The following is an 18,479-nucleotide window of genomic DNA, read 5'->3' as shown; positions in this document are numbered from 1 at the left end:
AAGCGGCCAATGCCAATCGAAGATAAAGCGGCGCATCAGTGCGATCTATCGCTTTCAGCGCAACTCGCGAAATACCGAGAGAGTGGGCCAGCTCCTGCTCGGATGTGTTTAGGGATGCACAGATTCTCGCGAGCTTTTCGTATGCACGTCTACCCATTACCGTTGTTCCCTCCTCTGTCATTACGGCGATCATCTCCGATCGCCATTGCCTTCACCATTTTATATTCAGCCCCAAGTTACCCTCCCATATCCGGTTGCGTTCGCCACCAAGATTGGTCGTGTAGTCTGCAGTCGCAAACAAACTGGCTTTCTCGGTAATATCCAAGGTCAGCCCGCCACCCAGTTCCAGCGATGTGCCCTTGAGATCAGTCACAATCGGATCGGTGGCAAAACGTACAGTCTGATCCGATGAAAAATTCTGCCAGAGATTGGCTTTCAGATATGGCCGTAATTTCCCGACCGAAGTTTCTTGTTCACCTTGCAATCTGAACCCGATCCGGCCCGTCCACGCATCATCTGTATCAAACGCTATCGAGGAATAATGATCAGCCTGATCATCAAGCGAGAGATGCTGCCAGATCAGTTGCGCCTGCGGCTCCAGTGTCCAGCTTTCGCTCAGGGCGAGAGGATAGCCTCCTTCGAGCGAAGCCGTAACCCCATGCCCGTCGAGGTCAATACTCTGACCTTCATTCGAGGTTGCATCACCACCGAACCACGTTCCCATAAGTATGGCGTCGAGATACCAGCCTTGCGGCCCGATATGAGTCCAGTACCCGCCGAAACTCGTACCCGTAACTTCCAGATCGCCAACAGCGAGATCGTTCCAGCCAAGCGCTTGCCCGGTGATATCACCTGTTGCGCGGGCATAACCGAAAAACAGACCGAAACGGTCAAAATGTCCGCCATCCGTTTCGCGACCCAGAATATCCTGTCCCGCCTGAATACCAAAGAGCTTTCCGTCGAGACCCGGTGCAACTGTTCCCCGCCATTTCATATCAATATCCTGCCCGAAGACTCTGCCCCAGCTCGCAGGCAGATATCCGGCAGTTTTCAGCAAATCCTGCTCGCCGCGACGTTCATGAAACGTACCGAGAGTAGAAAGTGCCAGATGGTACGCCACAGGCGGCAATGCTGAATAAACCGGCACTTCCTTGCGATAGAGAGAAATCACGTCGCCCTTAACCCTCGTTGCGCCAGGTGAAGGCGGAACTGCTCCATCGAATGGAAGGACAACATTCTGTTGTTGACCCGTCGTATTGTCGGGTGGATTGGGAGCCTCCGCCGATACGGGAGGCGGAGGCGCATCGGGAGCGGAAGCATCTTCTGTTACCGGAGTTTCTGTATCCGGATCGACAGGCAAAGTCGCTGGAGGCTGCTCGAGTGCGGGTGGCGGCGCAGTTGTTTCGGGCTCTTCCGGCGAAACGGATGTTCCCCCCGTCGAAGCAGGCGGTTCGCTTCCACGAACCAAAGTTGATCTCAGATACCAGTTCTCGGTGGTATTCGCCGTTACACCGCCCTTGAACAGAAAATATTCGTAGGCACCGGCAGCAGCACGACCGTTCAGCGAAAAAGCATTCTGACTGGTGGAACCACCATTCAATGCTTGTACGACCATAATGCCGTCCGCATTTGTTGCAGCGCCTGCCCCACCCGCGTTGGTAACCGCAATGGCGGTATTACCTGATGCAACACCTGTATCGATCACAAGCTTGTCCGAAGGAGCGCCATCAGAAGCCAGAACGGTATCTAAAAACAGAAGACCGTTCTGCCCGACGTAATTGCCCTTGATCGTAAATGCGTCAGTCGTACTCGTCCCGCCATTGGTGAGGTCGATACGCCCGGCGTTGAAAACATTTGCCAGCTGGCCTGAGGCGAATGGGTTCACGCCGCCCTTTGCAGCACCGCCATAAATTGTACTTGTGGCATCAACGTTGAGCGTCCCCGTTCCTGTTCCGGCGTCGCCCAACGTGAGAGCGCTGTCGAAAACAAGGCGCGTATCGTCAGTCAGGTTGACTGTTTCCCAGCTGTCAATACGAGAGACTTTTCCGGTTTTCACATTATTAAACGTGAGGACATCACTCCCCTCGCCGCCGCTAAGCTGCGCAGTAGCGCCTATATTAGCATCAGTAAGATTAGTAAGAACGGCCGTATCATTATCCGGGCCAAGATCAATCTTCCCATAGATAATACCGCCACCATTCCATGAGAATTGGTCATTACCGAAACCGAGCAAAACATCGCCTGCGACTGTGCCACCCGTCATCGTTACACTGTCGGTTCCACTGCTGATGCTTATATTGCCGCCGATCATCCCTCCAGACACGATAATCGTATCATTACCGAGCCCGGCAATCAGATTGCGATCAATTGTTCCGCCGGACATGTTGAAATAATTATTGTCGAGCTTGAGATTGACGCGTCCGATGCGTCCATCCGTCATCACGGCATAATCGCCATCGTCAAAGGCATCGACGATACGTCCACCCGACATAAAAAATTGGTCGTACCCGTTACCCTGATTGAGCGAACCAATCTCGCCGCCCGTTATACGGAACTCGTCAATATCATTTCCCTGACGAACATTGCCTGTAACGCTTCCGCCCGTAATGAGAAAGCTGTTGAGACCATCGCCCTGATTGACATTCCCGACAATCGAACCGGAATGGACTTCCACGCGGTCCACGCCGGAGCCGAACGCTACATCTCCGCTGACGGTGCCTGTTCCTCCAGTCGGCAAAAGCAATGTATTGTTACCATTGAGGTCGGTAAGACCGCCGGAAGATGTGCCGCTGTCGCAAATGAATGTGTCATCACCTAGCGTCGGCGAAAACGAACATGCAGCCATGCCGGGAGTGCTTTGTAGCAAAACCGTTCCTAAGGATATGAGCGCTGTGCTGGACAGAAAACGGATGGCGCGCGAGCCGATGTTGCGACAATGCATTGAAACCCCTCAGCTCTTTGCAGTGCTCTACTCAAAACAATAGAAGGGTATTTTCTTTCATTAGGCAACGTAAAATATCACTTCAAAAGTGAAACTACTTCCACAAAACAAAGATAATCAAAAGTTCAAAGCAACCATATCGATTACCAAAATATGACACCTTTTCTTCCGAGTAAAATAGCATGAAATATATTTTATAGCGTAAACTGCTAATTTTGCTCATATATTCGCCTTGATCCCCCTGAATAGGGGGATTCACACGCTGCCGCACACAGCGCGCTCTGGTTGAAATTGGTTTAAGCAACCGAACACCAACTGGATGTGATCAAAACCTTCAAAACGAGCCCAATATTAACTTTATCTACGAAAACCTCGTCAGCCGGACAGATTTGAACGTCTCTTGACCCAGAATCCGAGAAGCGGATTCATTAACAACTAAATCAATGCAGATTCGCGGGCGAGATGAACGGCAGCACTATGACGAGCAAAGCGGACTTGATCAGAATTAGAACATTCCAGACGGGCGACGCGGACGGTGTTTTTGCTGTAATCCTGCCAATACAACAATGCGAGTTCGACATTCCGATCAGCGCAGACGACCAACCTGATATACGAGACGTGGAGGGGTTCTATCGTCAGGGAAGCGGTGAATTTTGGGTAGCCGAAGCCGATGGTCACATCGTCGGCACCATAGCCCTCAAGGATATAGGGCAAGGTCAGGCTGCTTTGCGGAAAATGTTTGTCGCCAAGGCTTATCGCGGTTCCGAATTCGGTACTGCGCGCAAATTGCTTGCAACGCTCATTTCGCACGCTCACGAACGAGGCGTTACCAAAATATTGCTTGGAACGACCGAGAAGTTTCTGGGCGCACATCGGTTTTATGAAAAGAACGGCTTCGTGGAAATCTCCCATACAGATTTACCGGAAGATTTTCCGCGGATGGCTGTCGATACAAAATTCTATGCAATAGAATTATCTTGAAGCACGCGACCACTCGCCTGCTTCAAGATAAGAGCAGCTTTCCGTCAGCTACGCTTGCGTTCTAGAAGTCGTCCCTATGCCGTATCGATTGCACATAAGCGTAGGCTGTGCCCAGAAGCACAGGAACGATTACCAAAGCGGTCCAGAATAGAATGTTGCTCATCTCTGCCCTCCCTCCCGTGGTGCGTAGCGATGTGCTTTCTGCATTTCTGCAGGCTCTATTCTAACACGTAAGAAGCCATCTTGTTCCAAATTCTTAATGAGGGGTTAACGGCCTCAATTGTTCTGACGGGCGAGTATCACGGCAATCCAGTCGATAAATACCCTGACCCGAGGCGAAAGTTGCCGATCGCGCGGATATACAACAGATACCGGTGACGAGCTGGGCGGATAAGCGCCGAGTATCTGCACCAGTTTTCCGCCAGCGATATGCTTCATCGCATGATAGCGAGGTATCTGAATGATCCCAAGGCCCAAGCTGGCCGCAGCCGTATAGCTTTCAGCGGCATTGACCGAAACCGGAGCCGGTATCGTCACTGTTCGCAACTTGCCGTCGACCATAAATTCCAGGGGCATACGGGCTATGCTGCCGCTGGCTCGGAAGCCGATCATCTGATGGCCATCAGTCAGTTGATCTGGATGCTGGGGCTCTCCAAATCGTGCAAGATAGGAAGGAGACGCGACAGTAACCTCATCCAGCATCGCAACACGCCGGGCAATCATGTCGCTATCCTGCAGGAGACCCACACGCAGAACGCAATCGATACCCTCCCGAACCGGATCGACGAACCGATCGCCCTCGGTCATATAAAGTTCAATATCCGGATATTTTTCCAGAAAAGCTGGCAATTCCGGTAGCAGAAAATGCCGCGCAAGCGTGCCCTGCACTTCCACCCGAAGCAAACCTCTCGGCATTGCGCCAGAAAATCCGCCTTCGGCATCCTCGATACTAGCTATGATTTCTATGCAGCGCTGATAATAGGCCTGACCATCAAGCGTTGGATTAACGTGACGCGTAGTGCGCAAGAACAATTGCGTGCCCAATCGTCTTTCGAGCTGCTTGATCGCGTCAGTAACTGTCGAACGCGGAATCCCTAGATCTTCCGCCGCCAATGTGAAACTGCGTCGTTCCAGTACACGGGTAAAAACCCGCATCGCATCAAACCGGTCCATCTGATTGTTCGCTACTTTCGGATAGTAATGACAAATAATGCCGGATTAAACGATGTTAGAAAAGTGCGATCTTGCTGAGGGTTGTACAAACCCAAACCACCGGAACGGAGCAGACAATGTCCGATATGAAAAACAAGGTTGCCATCGTTACTGGAGCATCGCGCGGCATTGGCGCTGCCATTGCCGAAAGACTGGGTCGCGGCGGCTTTACTATCATCGTCAACTATGCGGGCAATGCTGCTCTTGCTGATGCCGTGGTCAGCAAGATCGAGGCATCAGGCGGCATTGCGCGAGCAGCACAGGCTGATGTTGCCGATCCTGTCGCAGTAAAGAGAATGTTCGATGCGGCCGAAGACGCTTTCGGCGGCGTAGATGTTCTCGTCAACAATGCCGGTATCATGACCCTGTCGCCTCTCGCCACAACAGAGGACGTAGATTTCGACAAGCTCGTTTCGGTCAACCTCAAGGGCACCTTCAATACCATGCGGGAGGCTGGCAAACGCCTCCGCAACAATGGGCGTATCATCAATTTTTCTACCACTGTCGTCGGCCTGAAACTGGAAAACTACGGTGTTTATGCTGCAACCAAGGCCGCAGTCGAAACGCTGACGGCCATCATGGCCAAGGAAATGCGCGGTCGAAACATCAGCGTCAATGCCGTTGCGCCCGGCCCCACTGCGACCGATCTCTTTCTCGATGGAAAATCCGAAGAGCTGGTCGCACGCATGGCCAAGATGAGCCCGCTCGAACGTCTGGGGACCCCGAAAGACATTGCAGGGGTGGTTGCGTTCCTGGCCGGACCCGACGGTGCATGGGTAAATGGCCAGATACTGCGCGCCAATGGTGGGATCATCTAGATTACCCGTGCACGCTCTGCGAGGCATTTACCTCGTAGAGCGTATTATTCCCTAAACTTATCCCAATAGTTGTAGATAATCCCTATTCGCCTTGACAGTTTGTCGCGGTGAGGCTTCACATGAGCCGGATTCTTTTCGCCTTTTCTAATAGAATTGGAAATGGCACCGGTCGTCGTGAGGGGATGCAAATGCTTATTGGTTTCAACCGGCTTTTCTGGGCCTTTGCAGTCACAGCTTGCCTGTCGGCAGCTCCACACACTACACAAGCTGCCGAAACCCGGCGGATAGAGATCACCAAAGATAGCGATTATTTCGGCTTCGACTTGCGTACGGAAAAGAATGTCTCGCTCGACCAGTGCAAAAACATTTGTCTGGGCGACAATGCATGCCTCGCCTTCACCTATAATCCGAAGGTCAAGTGGTGCTTCTTGAAATCCGATTTCAACAAACTCAATCAGTCCGTTGGCTCCATTGCAGGTAAGGTCGTCACGCAATCCGCTGCAGCCCGCGAAGTTGAAGATATTGGCGCTCCGCCCAGCATCTCGTTCTTTGCCACCAATCTGGTTGACGAAGCCCGTCGTCTGAAGCGCGAAATCAATGGCCTTGAAAGCTCCGACAGCCTGCGCACTTTGCGAAATGAAGCAGGTGCAGCGGGCCTGAATGGCGATCCGCGCACGGCGATGGAAAAGTTCCGCCTGGCTGCCAGCATGTCGCCGGATGAAAGCGAAATCTGGACCGGATATGCGCTTTCGGCGCTTGCGACCGAGCCGTCCAATGGTCAGGAACGCTCCAAATTCCAGCGCGATGCGACGTCGGCTTCGTGGTTTGCCTATCAGGCTTCACGCACCAAGGATGAGCGCGCGCAAGCGCTTGCCGTCATGGCGCAGGTACTCGAAAAGCGCGATGCATCGCGCCCGGCCTTGCAGGCTTATGAAGCGAGCCTTGATCTCGTCAATTCCGCATCCGTTCGTGCAGTCTATGAAGATCTGAAAGCCCGCAAAGGCTTCCGCATCGTCAACAACACGGTCGATAATGATAATGCCGCCCCGCGCATTTGCGCGCAGTTCTCGGAAGAACTGGTCAAGAGTGGTGTCGATTATTCAAGCTTCGTCAAGCTTGACAATGGCGCGCCGCAGGCAGTTGAAGCCAAGGATCGCCAGATTTGCGTCGAGGGTCTGGAACATGGCCGCAATTATACGGTGACGTTCCGTCAGGGTCTGCCATCGGCTGTTGGCGAAGTGCTGCCAGCTCCGGTCAATCTTTCGATCTATGTGCAGGACCGCGCGCCATCGGTGCGCTTTACCGGCGACAGCTTCGTGCTGCCTGCGAAAGCCCGTCGCGGCATTCCGCTGGTCAGCGTCAATTTGAGCACAGCCAAGGTCAAGCTCTACCGCGTCGGCGACCGTTCGCTGGCACAGCTCCTTTCCGGCTACCAGTTCCTGCGCCAGTTAGACAGCTACGATATCAGCACGGTTTCCGAACAGATGGGTGCACCTGTCTGGGAAGGTGAGATCGAGGTTGCAGGCAATGAGCTGAACAAGGAAGCAACGACCAGTTTCCCGGTTGATGAAGCACTGCCGGAACGCAAGCCGGGCGTCTATGTGCTGACTGCTGAGCCGCTGGTTCAGAAGTCCGATGATGAATATGGCACCAAGGCAACACAGTGGTTTGTTGTTTCCGACATCGGCCTTTCGACCTATACCGGACAGGACGGCATCAATGTGTTTGCCCGTTCGCTGGAAAGCGCAGAGCCACTTAAAGGCGTGAAGCTGACGCTGCTGGCACGCAACAACGAAGTGCTGGGCGAAGCGACCACCGACAGCGATGGTCGGGCGACGTTTACGCCGGGACTGACACGCGGCACAGACGGCATGGTGCCAGCGGTGCTGATGGCGAGCGGGGATGATGAGGATTTCACATTCCTAGATATGGCGCGCGCTGGTTTTGATTTGTCTGACCGCGGCGTGACGGGCCGTGCCGTGCCGAAAGCGCTTGATCTTTATGCATGGACAGAGCGCGGTATCTATCGTGCTGGCGAAGTTGTGCATGTGGGTGCGCTTGCGCGTGACGACACCGCAACTGCAATTGATGATCTGCCGCTCACCTTCATCTTTACGCGTCCCGATGGCGTGGAAGATCGCCGTCTTGTTTCCGACAGCAAACTGGCCGGTGGTCATGCCATCGACCTGACCTTGCCGTCGAACGCCATGCGCGGCACCTGGAATGTTTCGGTCTATACCGATCCCAAGCAGCCAGCGATTGCCACGCAGATGTTCCTGGTTGAAGATTTCGTGCCGGACCGGATCGAGTTCGATTTGACGTCTGACAAGCCGGAAATCGCTGTTGGCGAAACTGCCAATATCACCGTGGACGGTCGTTTCCTCTATGGTGCGCCTGCCGCCGGTCTTGCGCTTGAAGGCGAAGTCACGCTTTCGACCAAGCGTCAGTGGGACCGTTTCAAGGGCTATTATTTCGGCCTCGCCGATGAAGAACAGGGCGAAGCCACGCGCCTGCCGCTCGATGGCCTGTCAAAAGTTGATGAGAATGGCAAGGCGACTTTCCCGGTTACAATCGATGAAATGCCGTCAACAACGCGCCTCGTAAATGCAGCCGTCACCGTTCGCATGCGCGAAACCGGCGGTCGTGCGGTTGAGCGTAAGATCGATGTGGCCATTCAGCCGGAAACCGATCTCATCGGCATTCGCCCGGATTTTGCTAGCGATGAAGTTCCGCAGGGCGGAACCGCTAAGTTCAGTGTAATCGCATCTGACAGCAAGGGTGATCGCAAGGCGCTCGACGGCGCACAATGGTCGCTGGTCAAGATCGAGCGTAATTATCAGTGGTATCGTAGCGGCAACAGCTGGAATTACGAGCCGGTGACGTTCACCAAGGCGGTTTCCAACGGCAAGATTGACCTTACAATCGATAGCGAAGCTGAAATCAGCCTGCCGGTTGATTGGGGTCGTTACCGTCTGGAAATCGAAACAGCTGATGCTTCGGGCCCGGCCACAAGCTATGAATTTGATGCGGGCTGGTTTGTCAGCTCAACCTCGACCGAAACACCGGACGGGCTCGAAATCGCGCTCGACAAGGAACATTATGCGGCGGGTGACACGGCAGAACTGAAAATCTCCCCGCGTTTTGCCGGTGAGTTGCTCATCACCATTGGTGCGGAAAAGCTGCTCCAGACCATCACGGCCAGTGTGCCGGAAGGTGGCACGACCATCGATATTCCGGTTGGTGAGGATTGGGGTGCGGGCGCCTACGTTACGGCAACTTTGTTCCGTCCGGGTGAGGCTATTGAAAGCCGTATGCCTGCGCGTGCGATTGGTCTTAAATGGCTGAAGGTCGATCCTGCCGACAAGCAGCTTGCTGTCAAGCTGACCCCGCCTGAAAAGATCACGCCGCGCTCCACACTTTCCATCCCTGTTTCGGTTGAAAATGCGGGTGGCGAACAGGCCTATGTCATGGTCGCGGCAGTCGATGTCGGCATTCTCAATCTGACACGCTATCAGCCGCCGAACCCTGAAAACTGGTTCTTCGGCCAGCGTCAGCTGGGCCTTGAAATGCGCGATATGTATGGTCGCCTGATCGATGGTTCGCTCGGCGTCACCGGCAAGCTGCGCACAGGTGGCGATGGTGGCAATATGGCAGCGGAAGGCAGTCCGCCCACCGAAAAGCTGGTTGCGCTGTTCTCCGGTCCGGTTGAACTCGACAGCGACGGCAAGGCAACAGTCACTTTCGACATACCGCAGTTCAACGGCACCGCGCGCGTCATGGCGGTAGCATGGACAAAGAAGGCTGTCGGCCACGCCGTCACCGATGTCATCATCCGCGATCCGGTGGTTATTACCGCTGGTGTGCCGCGCTTCATGGCCCCCGGCGATCAGGCCAATATCCGCTTCGATATTGCCAATACGGATGCACCGGATGGCGATTATCGTGTGAGCTTAGAGACCACCGATAATCTCGGTGTCGAGGTTGGCTCCTATCCTGAAAGCATCGCGCTTAAAGGTGGCAAACGGCAGTCGATCACCGTTCCACTCAATGCTGTGGCAACGGGTGCGGGTGGTGTGACGATCCGGCTTTCCAACGATGCAGGCCTCAATGTTGAACAGGCCTTGGCATTGCCGGTGCGTCCGATCGATCTGCCGGTCACGAGCCGCCATGTCGTCAATCTCACGGCCAATGGCGGAAGCCTGAAAGTCGACGGCGGCCTTCTGTCGGAAAGCCTGCTTGATGGTGCTTTTGTCAGCGTTGGTGTGACGCGAAGTGCTGCATTTGATGTGCCAGCGCTTTTGATGGCGCTCGACCGCTATCCGTATGGCTGTACCGAGCAGACCACCAGCCGCGCAATGCCGCTGCTCTATTTGAGCGAAATGGCGGCAGGTACAGAAGCAGCTGCGGGTCTGGAAAGTCAGGAAGAGCTCAAGAAGCGCGTACAGGATTCCATTTTCCGCGTGCTGAACAACCAGTCTTCGAGCGGTTCGTTTGGCCTCTGGTCGCCGGGATCGGGTGATCTCTGGATGGACGCCTATGTGACCGACTTCCTCACGCGTGCCCGTGAAAAGGGTTATGACGTGCCGCAGCAGGCGATGCTCTCCGCACTTGCCAATCTGCAGAACGCGCTCGGCTATACCACCGACGTCAAGGAACGCGGCAACGACATTGCCTATGCGCTCTATGTTCTCTCCCGCAACAAGAAGGCTTCCGTTGGCGATCTGCGTTACTTCGCCGATACCCAGCTCGAAAACTTCGCAAGCCCGATGGCCGTTGCCCAGCTTGGTGCTGCACTTGCCCTTTATGGTGATCAGCCGCGCTCTGAACGCGTATTCAATTCGTCGCTCCAGCTCGCAACCAGCCAGTCCAGCTACGATTATAATCGCTCGGATTATGGTTCGCCGCTGCGTGATGGCGCGGCAATGCTGGCGCTTGCTGCGGAAACCAAACCTGCGCCGAAAGTGCTGCCGTCGCTGATTACGCTGGTCGAGTTCCAACGTGAGCGCGCGCGTTATCTGAGCACGCAGGATCAGGCATGGATGCTGCTTGCAGCACGCGGGCTTCAGGATGACAATGGTGCAATCAGCCTCGACATCAATGGCACAGCGCATCAGGGCGCGTTCTCCGAGCGTCTCAATGGTGCAGCCCTTGAAGCACAGCCGCTGGTCGTCACTAACAAGGGTCAGGGTTCGGTTGATGCGGTCGTGACCGCAGTTGCACCGCCTGCGCAGTCACTGCCTGCGGGTGGAGAAGGTTTCAACATCGAGCGTACTTATTATACGCTTGATGGCGAGCCGGCCAATGTCACCGGGGTCAATCAGAATGAGCGCTATGTTGTTGTTCTGAAAATCGACGACCTGCAGGAATGGCAGTCGCGTCTGCTTGTGACCGATCTGCTGCCAGCTGGTTTCGAGATCGACAATCCGGGCCTTGTTTCCAGTGCTGATCTTGGCAATTTCCCATGGCTTGAAAGCACGCAAGCGGCCCACCTCGAATTCCGCAATGATCGTTTTGTGGCTGCTTTCGACCGCTCCGCAGGCGAGAAGAAGCCGATCACGCTCGCTTATGTGGTGCGTGCGGTGACGCCGGGTCTTTACACCCATCCGGCGGCAACGGTTGAGGATATGTATCGTCCGCAATTTGCAGCGCGCACGGCAACGGGTATGATGGAGGTGGCCGCGCCATAGCGCGGCCAGACGAATGAAAAGGCGGTGGAAAATAGCGATTGGCGGTGCCGCGTTTCTCGGCATCGCCGCTGTAGGAACGGTTGCTGGGCTTGACTGGCTCGACCGCGCTTATCCTCCGCCTTTGCCGGAACGGCTGACCATTTCCACCGAAGTCATGGATCGTGACGGCGCTTTGCTCCGCGCCTATGCAACGCCGGACGGCTATTGGCGGCTCAATACACGGATTGAGGATGTCGATCCGAAATTCGTGAAAATGCTGATCGCCTATGAGGACAAGCGGTTCTACGATCATGGCGGTATTGATGGCTGGGCGCTGTTGCGCGCCGCTTATCAGCTTGCAGGGAGTGGTCGTATTGTTTCCGGCGGCTCCACACTGTCCATGCAACTTGCCCGCCTGATCGAACCTCGCGAAAGCCGCAGCTTCGGCTCCAAGTTCCGACAGCTGGCGCGTGCAATCCAGATCGAACGGCGGTTAAGCAAGTCTGAAATTCTTGAACGCTATCTGACGCTTGCACCTTATGGCGGCAATCTGGAGGGCGTGCGGTCGGCATCACTTGCCTATTTTGACAAGGAGCCGCTTCGCCTCACCACTTCGGAAGCAGCACTTCTTGTGGCTCTGCCGCAATTGCCTGAACGCCGCCGCCCGGATCGCGAGATGAAGAACGCGGTTGCCGCGCGGGATCGTGTGTTAACACGCATGGTAACCTCTGCAGTTTTCACCAGCGAGGAAGCCGAACGTGCATCGCGTGAGCGCATATCCGCGACGCGTCATCCGCTGCCTGCATTGGCCGCCCACTTTGCCGATCTCGCATTGAAGCCGGCACCGACCGAGGCTCGGCATCACCTGACGCTTAAGAAGTCGGTGCAGGCTGGGCTTGAAGTTGTGGCACGCGAAGCTGCTGCGAAGCTTGGGCCAAAAGTATCGGTCGCCATGGTGCTGGCCGACAGTCGCAACGGCAATATCTTAGGCGAAGTCGGCTCCGCTGATTATTTTGATGGCAAGCGGCAGGGCTGGATCGATATGACCCGCGCCGTGCGCTCGCCCGGTTCAACGTTAAAACCTTTCATCTATGGGCTGGCCTTCGAGCAGGGACTGATTGCGCAGGAAACCATCATTGAGGACCGCCCGCAGGATTTTGCAGGCTATCGTCCACGCAATTTTGATATGAGCTATCAGGGCGATGTCAGCATCCGTCAGGCGCTGCAAATGTCACTGAATGTTCCGACCATCAGTCTGCTTGATGCTGTCGGGCCTGCACGGCTCACGACGCGCATTCGTCAGGCGGCGGTTAATCTGCAACTGCCGAAAGGCGAAGCGCCGGGACTGGCTATCGGCCTTGGTGGCGCGGGCATCAGCCTGCGCGATCTGGTGCAGCTTTATACAGGCCTTGCCAATGGCGGTCGCGGTGCAGCCCTTCGTGACGGCACCGAAGGTACCGAGCCGGTGCAGCCATCGGCTCCTATTCTGAGCGAGCAGGCATCGTGGCAGATTGGCGATATTCTGGCCGGTGTCGTGCCGCCGCAGGGTGCTAAACGCCTCGGCCTCGCTTACAAGACCGGCACGTCCTATGGATATCGTGATGCATGGTCGGTCGGTTATGACGGGCGTTATGTGCTGGGTGTCTGGGTCGGGCGTGCCGATGGTGGCTCGGTGCCGGGACTCGCGGGCTATGTTTCGGCGGCTCCAATCCTGTTTGAAGCCTTTGTACGTTCAGGGGTTGCGTCAGTGCCGCTGCCGCGTGCGCCTGCTGGCGCATTTCGCACGGCACGCGCCGATCTTCCGGTGACGCAGATACGTTTTTCGTCTGCGAGCGATCCTCTGCCGGTTCTCAAAGCCACGATTGAGCCTGCACCGCGCATCGTGTTTCCACCTGATGGCGCGCATGTCGAATTGAAAGCCCTGACCGACAATGCATCGCCGCTGGTGCTGAAATTACAGGGCGGACGCGCACCGTTTCGCTGGCTTGCCAATGGCAAGCCCATTGCTGAGATCGAGCGGCGGCGGACAACAAACTGGCAACCGGACGGAACCGGATATTCAACGTTGACCGTGGTTGACGCTGCCGGACGGGCCGCCAGCGTCAACATTTTCGTAGAATAACGGCTACTGGGCCGCTTCTGATAGAACGGTGTTTTCCGCAGCTTTCTTCTCCAGCGACATGACTTTCAAATTGCCGGAAAACAGGATGCCGGTTATCGGAAGCACCGGCTCCACAGGCAGTTCCTCGTGATGGGCACTATCTTTGGGAACATGCAGCTTATGTTCCATACCCTCTTCGGCACCAGATAGAATAAGTGCCACATTCCCGCGTGCTTCCAGCAATTTAATGCCGTAAAGAAACTCGAAGCTCAGCATCGAAACCAGAAACTTGTAGGTTCCGTCGCGTACGCCGCCCTTCATCATTGCCGCGCGATGCACCTCCCCGCCCATCGTTACATCAAGCGGTGGAATGCGCGGATCACAGACATAGCCAAGCGCCAGCAGTTGTCCGTTATCAACTTCAAAGCGCATCCTGTCCGCACCAAGATCGAGCGCCGAGATCGAGAACCGACGATTGCTGTATTGGACCGGCACGCGCCCCAGCCGCTTGCAAAGCTGCTCGCCGCTCAAGGCACGCGCATTGGCAAAATGATCCGGGTCGATAGCGAACGGCAGCGCTTTTGGACGATGTGGAACAGACAAAGCCGGTTCGAGAACATCTGCAATCAAGTTCGCAACGATGGTTGTCGAAACTGGGCGCGCATAATGACCCTGATCGAGATAGAAAGCCGGATTGCTTACGACATCGCGGCCATATTGCTGCATCAGCATTCGCGAAACATCAACCGTGATCGTTCCATACCATTGCGAAATGTAGTTGATGCCTGCATCAATCGAGGGAACGGAATTCAGAAATGAGCCATTACGTGCGCCGAACACAAGCGTTGCAATCCGCAAGTTTGGGTTGCGTTCAAGCGCGTAACGAATGATCCCTTCGTAAAACCGTGCCCAATGACGGAATGGACGCCGTTCATCGCCATAAACGAAGGCATCATTGATCGCGTACTCAATCAGCAACAGCTCACACTCTTCGAGCTGTTCAAACTGCTTGAGCTGATAAAGGCCAAGAGCACTCGTCGTGCCCCCAACCGCGAGATCAGCGACGATGTCGAGTTCCACCCCGCGTTTCGCCATCGTCGATAAAAGCGTCGGCAGATAACCGGGCAGCATGACGGTGTTTGAACCACCGATGATTACAGTCTTGAGTTTCATTTCGTCACCGTTGCAGCCTTACCGGCTGGCGTCAGCGAACCGCAACGCCACACACCGTAAGTGCTTGCATCCCAATCAAAATAATAAGCGGCTGCTATCTGGCCGCTATCCATCATCTGCCGAAAACGGTCGCGTGCTTTCTCGACCAGTTGTTCGCGATTATTGTCATTGGCCGGGCAGGCCTTGGACGTATTTGCGAAGCCCCATTCGGTGATCCAGCAAGGCTTGCCATCTGCTCCACCGCAGAAAGAAAGTGCGCCGTTGATATGCTTCGCGCGCGCAGCCCGCGTGCCGCTGCTGCCGGGATAGATGTGAATGCCGTAGCCATCAGCAGCGTCATTAAGACCATACTTCTTGAGGAGATCGGTAAAGACGGCGGGGTCAACAGTGTCTATTCCGCGCCGGTCGGCATCGATGAAGGGGATATCGGACAAGCCCGCAGATACGACCTTTGCCTTGGTGCTATGCCTGGTTTTCGCCAGCTCTGCCCGGACAATACGCAAAAGTTCGACGTATTTTTCAGCACCTTTTTCGACCAGCGAAAGCTCGTCCATCTCGCTTAAAGAGCGGGCAGTCTTCATCTTTTCCTTGGGCAGGATGGCAAGATCGCCATTATAAGCGCCCCAGTTGATCTCGTTTCCGGGTTCAACCGCGACCAGCGGCACACCCAGCGCATCAATCTTTTGCAAGGCGTCACCCATCGCCTGCTGAAAGTGCTCGGGAGATATATCGGAAAGCCGATACATGTCCCAGATACGCCCGCGCCCGGAACGGGGCTTCGTTCCTTCAGGATAAAAGTCTGCATTGTTGAGCGATATTTCGAGCAGAATGGCCAGACCCTTCTCATGGGCAAGGCGCACAGCATCGATGCTTTGATCGAGCGGTCGTGTGAGTGACAGCCGAACCGCCACCACACCGTTCTCTACCATCTGGTCGAAGATTTTTTCGCGCTCTGCCGGCTTGAGCCAGGCCATGTTGACCCTGTTGACGCCAAAGCGCGTATCGGCAAAAGCGCTCTCAGATTGGGCTGCTAACAACATGCCGCCTAAAAGCGCCACCGCTGCCACCACCCCACTCCCGATGCTCTTGCAGGTTTTCATCATCGGATACCGATATCCTTCAGCGCGCCGTTGAAATTGGCTTCACATTCCGAATAACGATTGATGGCCGCTGGCACATCGATCCTGGAAAGGAAATCGCGCAGATAGGCTTTTTTCTGCGGCTCGCGGTTCCAGACGCTCGCTTCAATATGCGGGAAGCCGACAAAACCGAGCATTTCGCGCATACGGTCATCGACAGCGATCATCAGTCCCGGGACGCCCGACTGCATTCCGATGATAGTGCCGTGGAAACGGCGGCTCAGGCCGAAATCCTGACTGGAAATCCAGCTGCGCCATTTGTGCGTATCGAAGAACACCAGCAATTCGTTCTTGCGCTGCCATTTTTCCATGTGCTTGTAATCGACCGGCGCTGTGATGCGGCTTGCGGCCTGATCATAGGCTTCGGAATGATCTTCACCCGCCATGTTCATGTTGTAGACGATGACCTCATCCTGAATGACGTAGCTTGCAACGCTGTCCTTTTCGAGCAGTGCATGGGCATCAACAATCGTATCCGCCACACTGCCGAGATAGCCACCGAAGGAAATTTTCTGCGCGTCTGCAAGGCTAGGATCGGCAAGGCGGCTCAGCGAGAGCTTCATCTGATCCGGCGCATAATAGAGCGAAGGACAACCCGTCGGGCGGACATATTTCATGCCCGCATCTTTCAAGAACTCTTCGGTGAAATGCCCGCGCGTAAGGAAGAAACTTTCCTTGCGGCGCAGAATTTCGAGGAACCGTCGCGTGCCTTCTGGCAACTCCGCTTTCAGATTTTCCTTCTTCTGAATACCGATGCCCATGACCACAATCGGCATGTTCAGCTTTTCAAAAACGAAGGATTCCGTCGTTGCCGCATAACCGGGCCGCAGAAGGTTGGCTGAGGCAAACAGGCAAAGATCAAAGCTTTCGTTGAGCTTCGCATAGGTATCCGGTGAATTGAGGCTGTTGGCCAGATGCCAGAACGGGACATAGGTTACATCATGGCCGCGCACTGCATTGGCTGCACCCTCACCGATGAGATAATTGCCCGTATTGGCAATCTTCTTGACCTGATCGATCACATCCTTTTTGGTGCGAATGGGCTCGAAATATGGGCGATGCTTGACACTCGCCCCTGAAACGCTTTCGACGGTCCGCATCAAATAGGACGGGATGCCGGTGATCATTATGCGCATGGTGATCCATCTTCGCTGGAGTTAAGGCATGTCTCCCAAAAGTGGGAACCGGTTTTGGGACAAAGACATGCGAACAATAAAAATCTGAAGTCTGCTTCAGACCGGGTTGGACTGGGAGTTATCCAATACCGATTTCTGAAAGCACGCTTCGGAAATTGCGTTCTCGCGCCGAGTAGTTTTCGATGACTTCGGGGATATTCATCGCGGCGATGTGGTCGCTCACGAAAGCCCTCCGATCATTGGCCGCATTGAGATCGCGCGCGTCGATCTTCGGCAGACCGGAGAAGTTCAGCATCTCTCGCATACGATCATCGACGGCGACCATCAGGCTCGGCACACCAGCCTGCATTGAAATAACATTGCCATGGAAGCGGCGACCGAAGGAGAAATCCATGGTCGAGCACCAGGCGCGCCATTGATTAGTATCGAGGAAGGCGTGAACGCTGATCTTCTTCTTGAGATCGTCCGAACCCTTATAGGTCAGCGGCCCGACAAGTTCGCCAGTTGTGGAGTCGTAGGCGCGGCCATTGACATCGGATTCAAGCTGCATATCAAAGTGCAGCAGCTCATCTTGAACCACATAGGCTGAACGACCGTCATCCGAACTCAGCGCGTTCATGTCGCCAATGGTTTCAAGTTCCGCACCCATATAGCCGGTGAAAACGGTACGGCCCTCGCCCACCTTCACATCGGGCAGACGGCTGATCGCCTTGCGCATATTATCCGGACGGAAATAGAGCGACGGACAGCCGACCGGACGAACATAGGAAAAGCCTTGATCGCGGAGATATCCGGCAGCATTTTCACCGCGCGTGAGGAAATAATGCTCGCGGGATTTGAGTACTTCCAAAAGCTTCTTCGTGCCCGCTGGCAGACCGTCTTCGCCTTCAATGTCAGGACGGTTCTGGATGCCTATACCGAGCATAACCACCGGCATGTCGAGCTTGGACAGAACGAGGGCTTCCGCATCCGCAGACAGGCCTTTGCGCAGAAGGTTTGCGCAGGTGAAGACGCAGATATCGAATTCCTTGTTGACCTCTTCGAGACCCGTTCCATTGTTCACGCAATTATAGAGATGCCAGAACGGAATGTGCTTGGCGCTCGGCAGAAGCGCCGTCATGGCACCTTCGCCGATCAGATAATTGCCAGTATTGCTGATATTCTTCAGCTCCTGGATGAAATTATCCCTGGATTCGGAATCCCTCTGTTTTTCCGAATAATGGACCTGTGCTTTATCCGCACGTTGGATAAGGCGCGTCAGATGGCTCGGAATGCCCGTGACAAGGATTCTTGGATTGGTTGGGCGGCTCAT

At 55.0% G+C, this 18,479-nt stretch carries 10 protein-coding genes; 4 read left to right on the top strand and 6 right to left on the bottom strand.

Annotation, left to right across the window (positions count from 1 at the left end):
- Nucleotides 1-211: 211 nt before the first annotated feature.
- Complete coding sequence (locus OANT_RS17850; protein WP_012092873.1) at nucleotides 212-2,941, bottom strand: autotransporter family protein; 2,730 nt, start codon at nucleotides 2,939-2,941, stop codon at nucleotides 212-214.
- Nucleotides 2,942-3,403: 462 nt separating this feature from the next.
- Here OANT_RS17850 and OANT_RS17845 point away from each other — a divergent pair, with 462 nt between their 5' ends.
- A complete protein-coding gene (locus OANT_RS17845; protein ID WP_012092872.1) occupies nucleotides 3,404-3,922 on the top strand; it encodes a GNAT family N-acetyltransferase in 519 nt (172 codons plus the stop codon).
- Nucleotides 3,923-4,198: 276 nt separating this feature from the next.
- On the opposite strand, the gene OANT_RS17840 is transcribed toward OANT_RS17845, so the two are convergent.
- A complete protein-coding gene (locus tag OANT_RS17840; RefSeq protein WP_012092871.1) occupies nucleotides 4,199-5,095 on the bottom strand; it encodes a LysR family transcriptional regulator in 897 nt (298 codons plus the stop codon).
- A 116-nt stretch (nucleotides 5,096-5,211) separates the two neighbouring features.
- On the opposite strand from OANT_RS17840, the gene OANT_RS17835 reads away from it, so the two are divergent.
- The 3 genes from OANT_RS17835 (at nucleotide 5,212) to pbpC (ending at nucleotide 13,740) form a co-directional block, all read left to right on the top strand.
- Nucleotides 5,212-5,952: an SDR family oxidoreductase gene (locus OANT_RS17835; protein WP_012092870.1), complete on the top strand. Its 741-nt coding sequence runs from the start codon at nucleotides 5,212-5,214 to the stop codon at nucleotides 5,950-5,952.
- A gap of 182 nt (nucleotides 5,953-6,134) precedes the next feature.
- The gene (locus OANT_RS17830; RefSeq protein ID WP_080514354.1) at nucleotides 6,135-11,639 is read left to right on the top strand and encodes an alpha-2-macroglobulin family protein; all 5,505 of its coding nucleotides are present in this window, start codon (nucleotides 6,135-6,137) and stop codon (nucleotides 11,637-11,639) included.
- A 13-nt stretch (nucleotides 11,640-11,652) separates the two neighbouring features.
- Nucleotides 11,653-13,740, top strand: coding sequence for a penicillin-binding protein 1C (gene pbpC, locus OANT_RS17825; RefSeq protein WP_012092868.1), 2,088 nt, complete (start codon nucleotides 11,653-11,655; stop codon nucleotides 13,738-13,740).
- Nucleotides 13,741-13,743: 3 nt separating this feature from the next.
- Here pbpC and OANT_RS17820 read toward each other — a convergent pair whose 3' ends face one another.
- The 4 genes from OANT_RS17820 to OANT_RS17805 form a co-directional block, all read right to left on the bottom strand.
- Complete coding sequence (locus OANT_RS17820; protein ID WP_012092867.1) at nucleotides 13,744-14,892, bottom strand: hypothetical protein; 1,149 nt, start codon at nucleotides 14,890-14,892, stop codon at nucleotides 13,744-13,746.
- Nucleotides 14,889-15,995 carry a hypothetical protein gene (locus tag OANT_RS17815; RefSeq protein WP_012092866.1) on the bottom strand — a complete coding sequence of 369 codons (1,107 nt, stop codon included), beginning with the start codon at nucleotides 15,993-15,995 and terminating at the stop codon, nucleotides 14,889-14,891. The genes OANT_RS17820 and OANT_RS17815 overlap by 4 nt, the downstream gene beginning before the upstream one ends.
- Nucleotides 15,992-17,167 carry a polysaccharide pyruvyl transferase family protein gene (locus OANT_RS17810; RefSeq protein ID WP_012092865.1) on the bottom strand — a complete coding sequence of 392 codons (1,176 nt, stop codon included), beginning with the start codon at nucleotides 17,165-17,167 and terminating at the stop codon, nucleotides 15,992-15,994. Before OANT_RS17810 ends, OANT_RS17815 begins: the two co-directional genes overlap by 4 nt.
- 118 nt (nucleotides 17,168-17,285) lie before the next feature.
- Nucleotides 17,286-18,479: a polysaccharide pyruvyl transferase family protein gene (locus OANT_RS17805; protein WP_012092864.1), complete on the bottom strand. Its 1,194-nt coding sequence runs from the start codon at nucleotides 18,477-18,479 to the stop codon at nucleotides 17,286-17,288.

Source organism: Brucella anthropi ATCC 49188 (genome assembly GCF_000017405.1).
Classification (GTDB): domain Bacteria; phylum Pseudomonadota; class Alphaproteobacteria; order Rhizobiales; family Rhizobiaceae; genus Brucella; species Brucella anthropi.
Note: the sequence above shows the minus strand (reverse complement) of the source record. Positions and strands in the feature narration are given on the sequence as shown.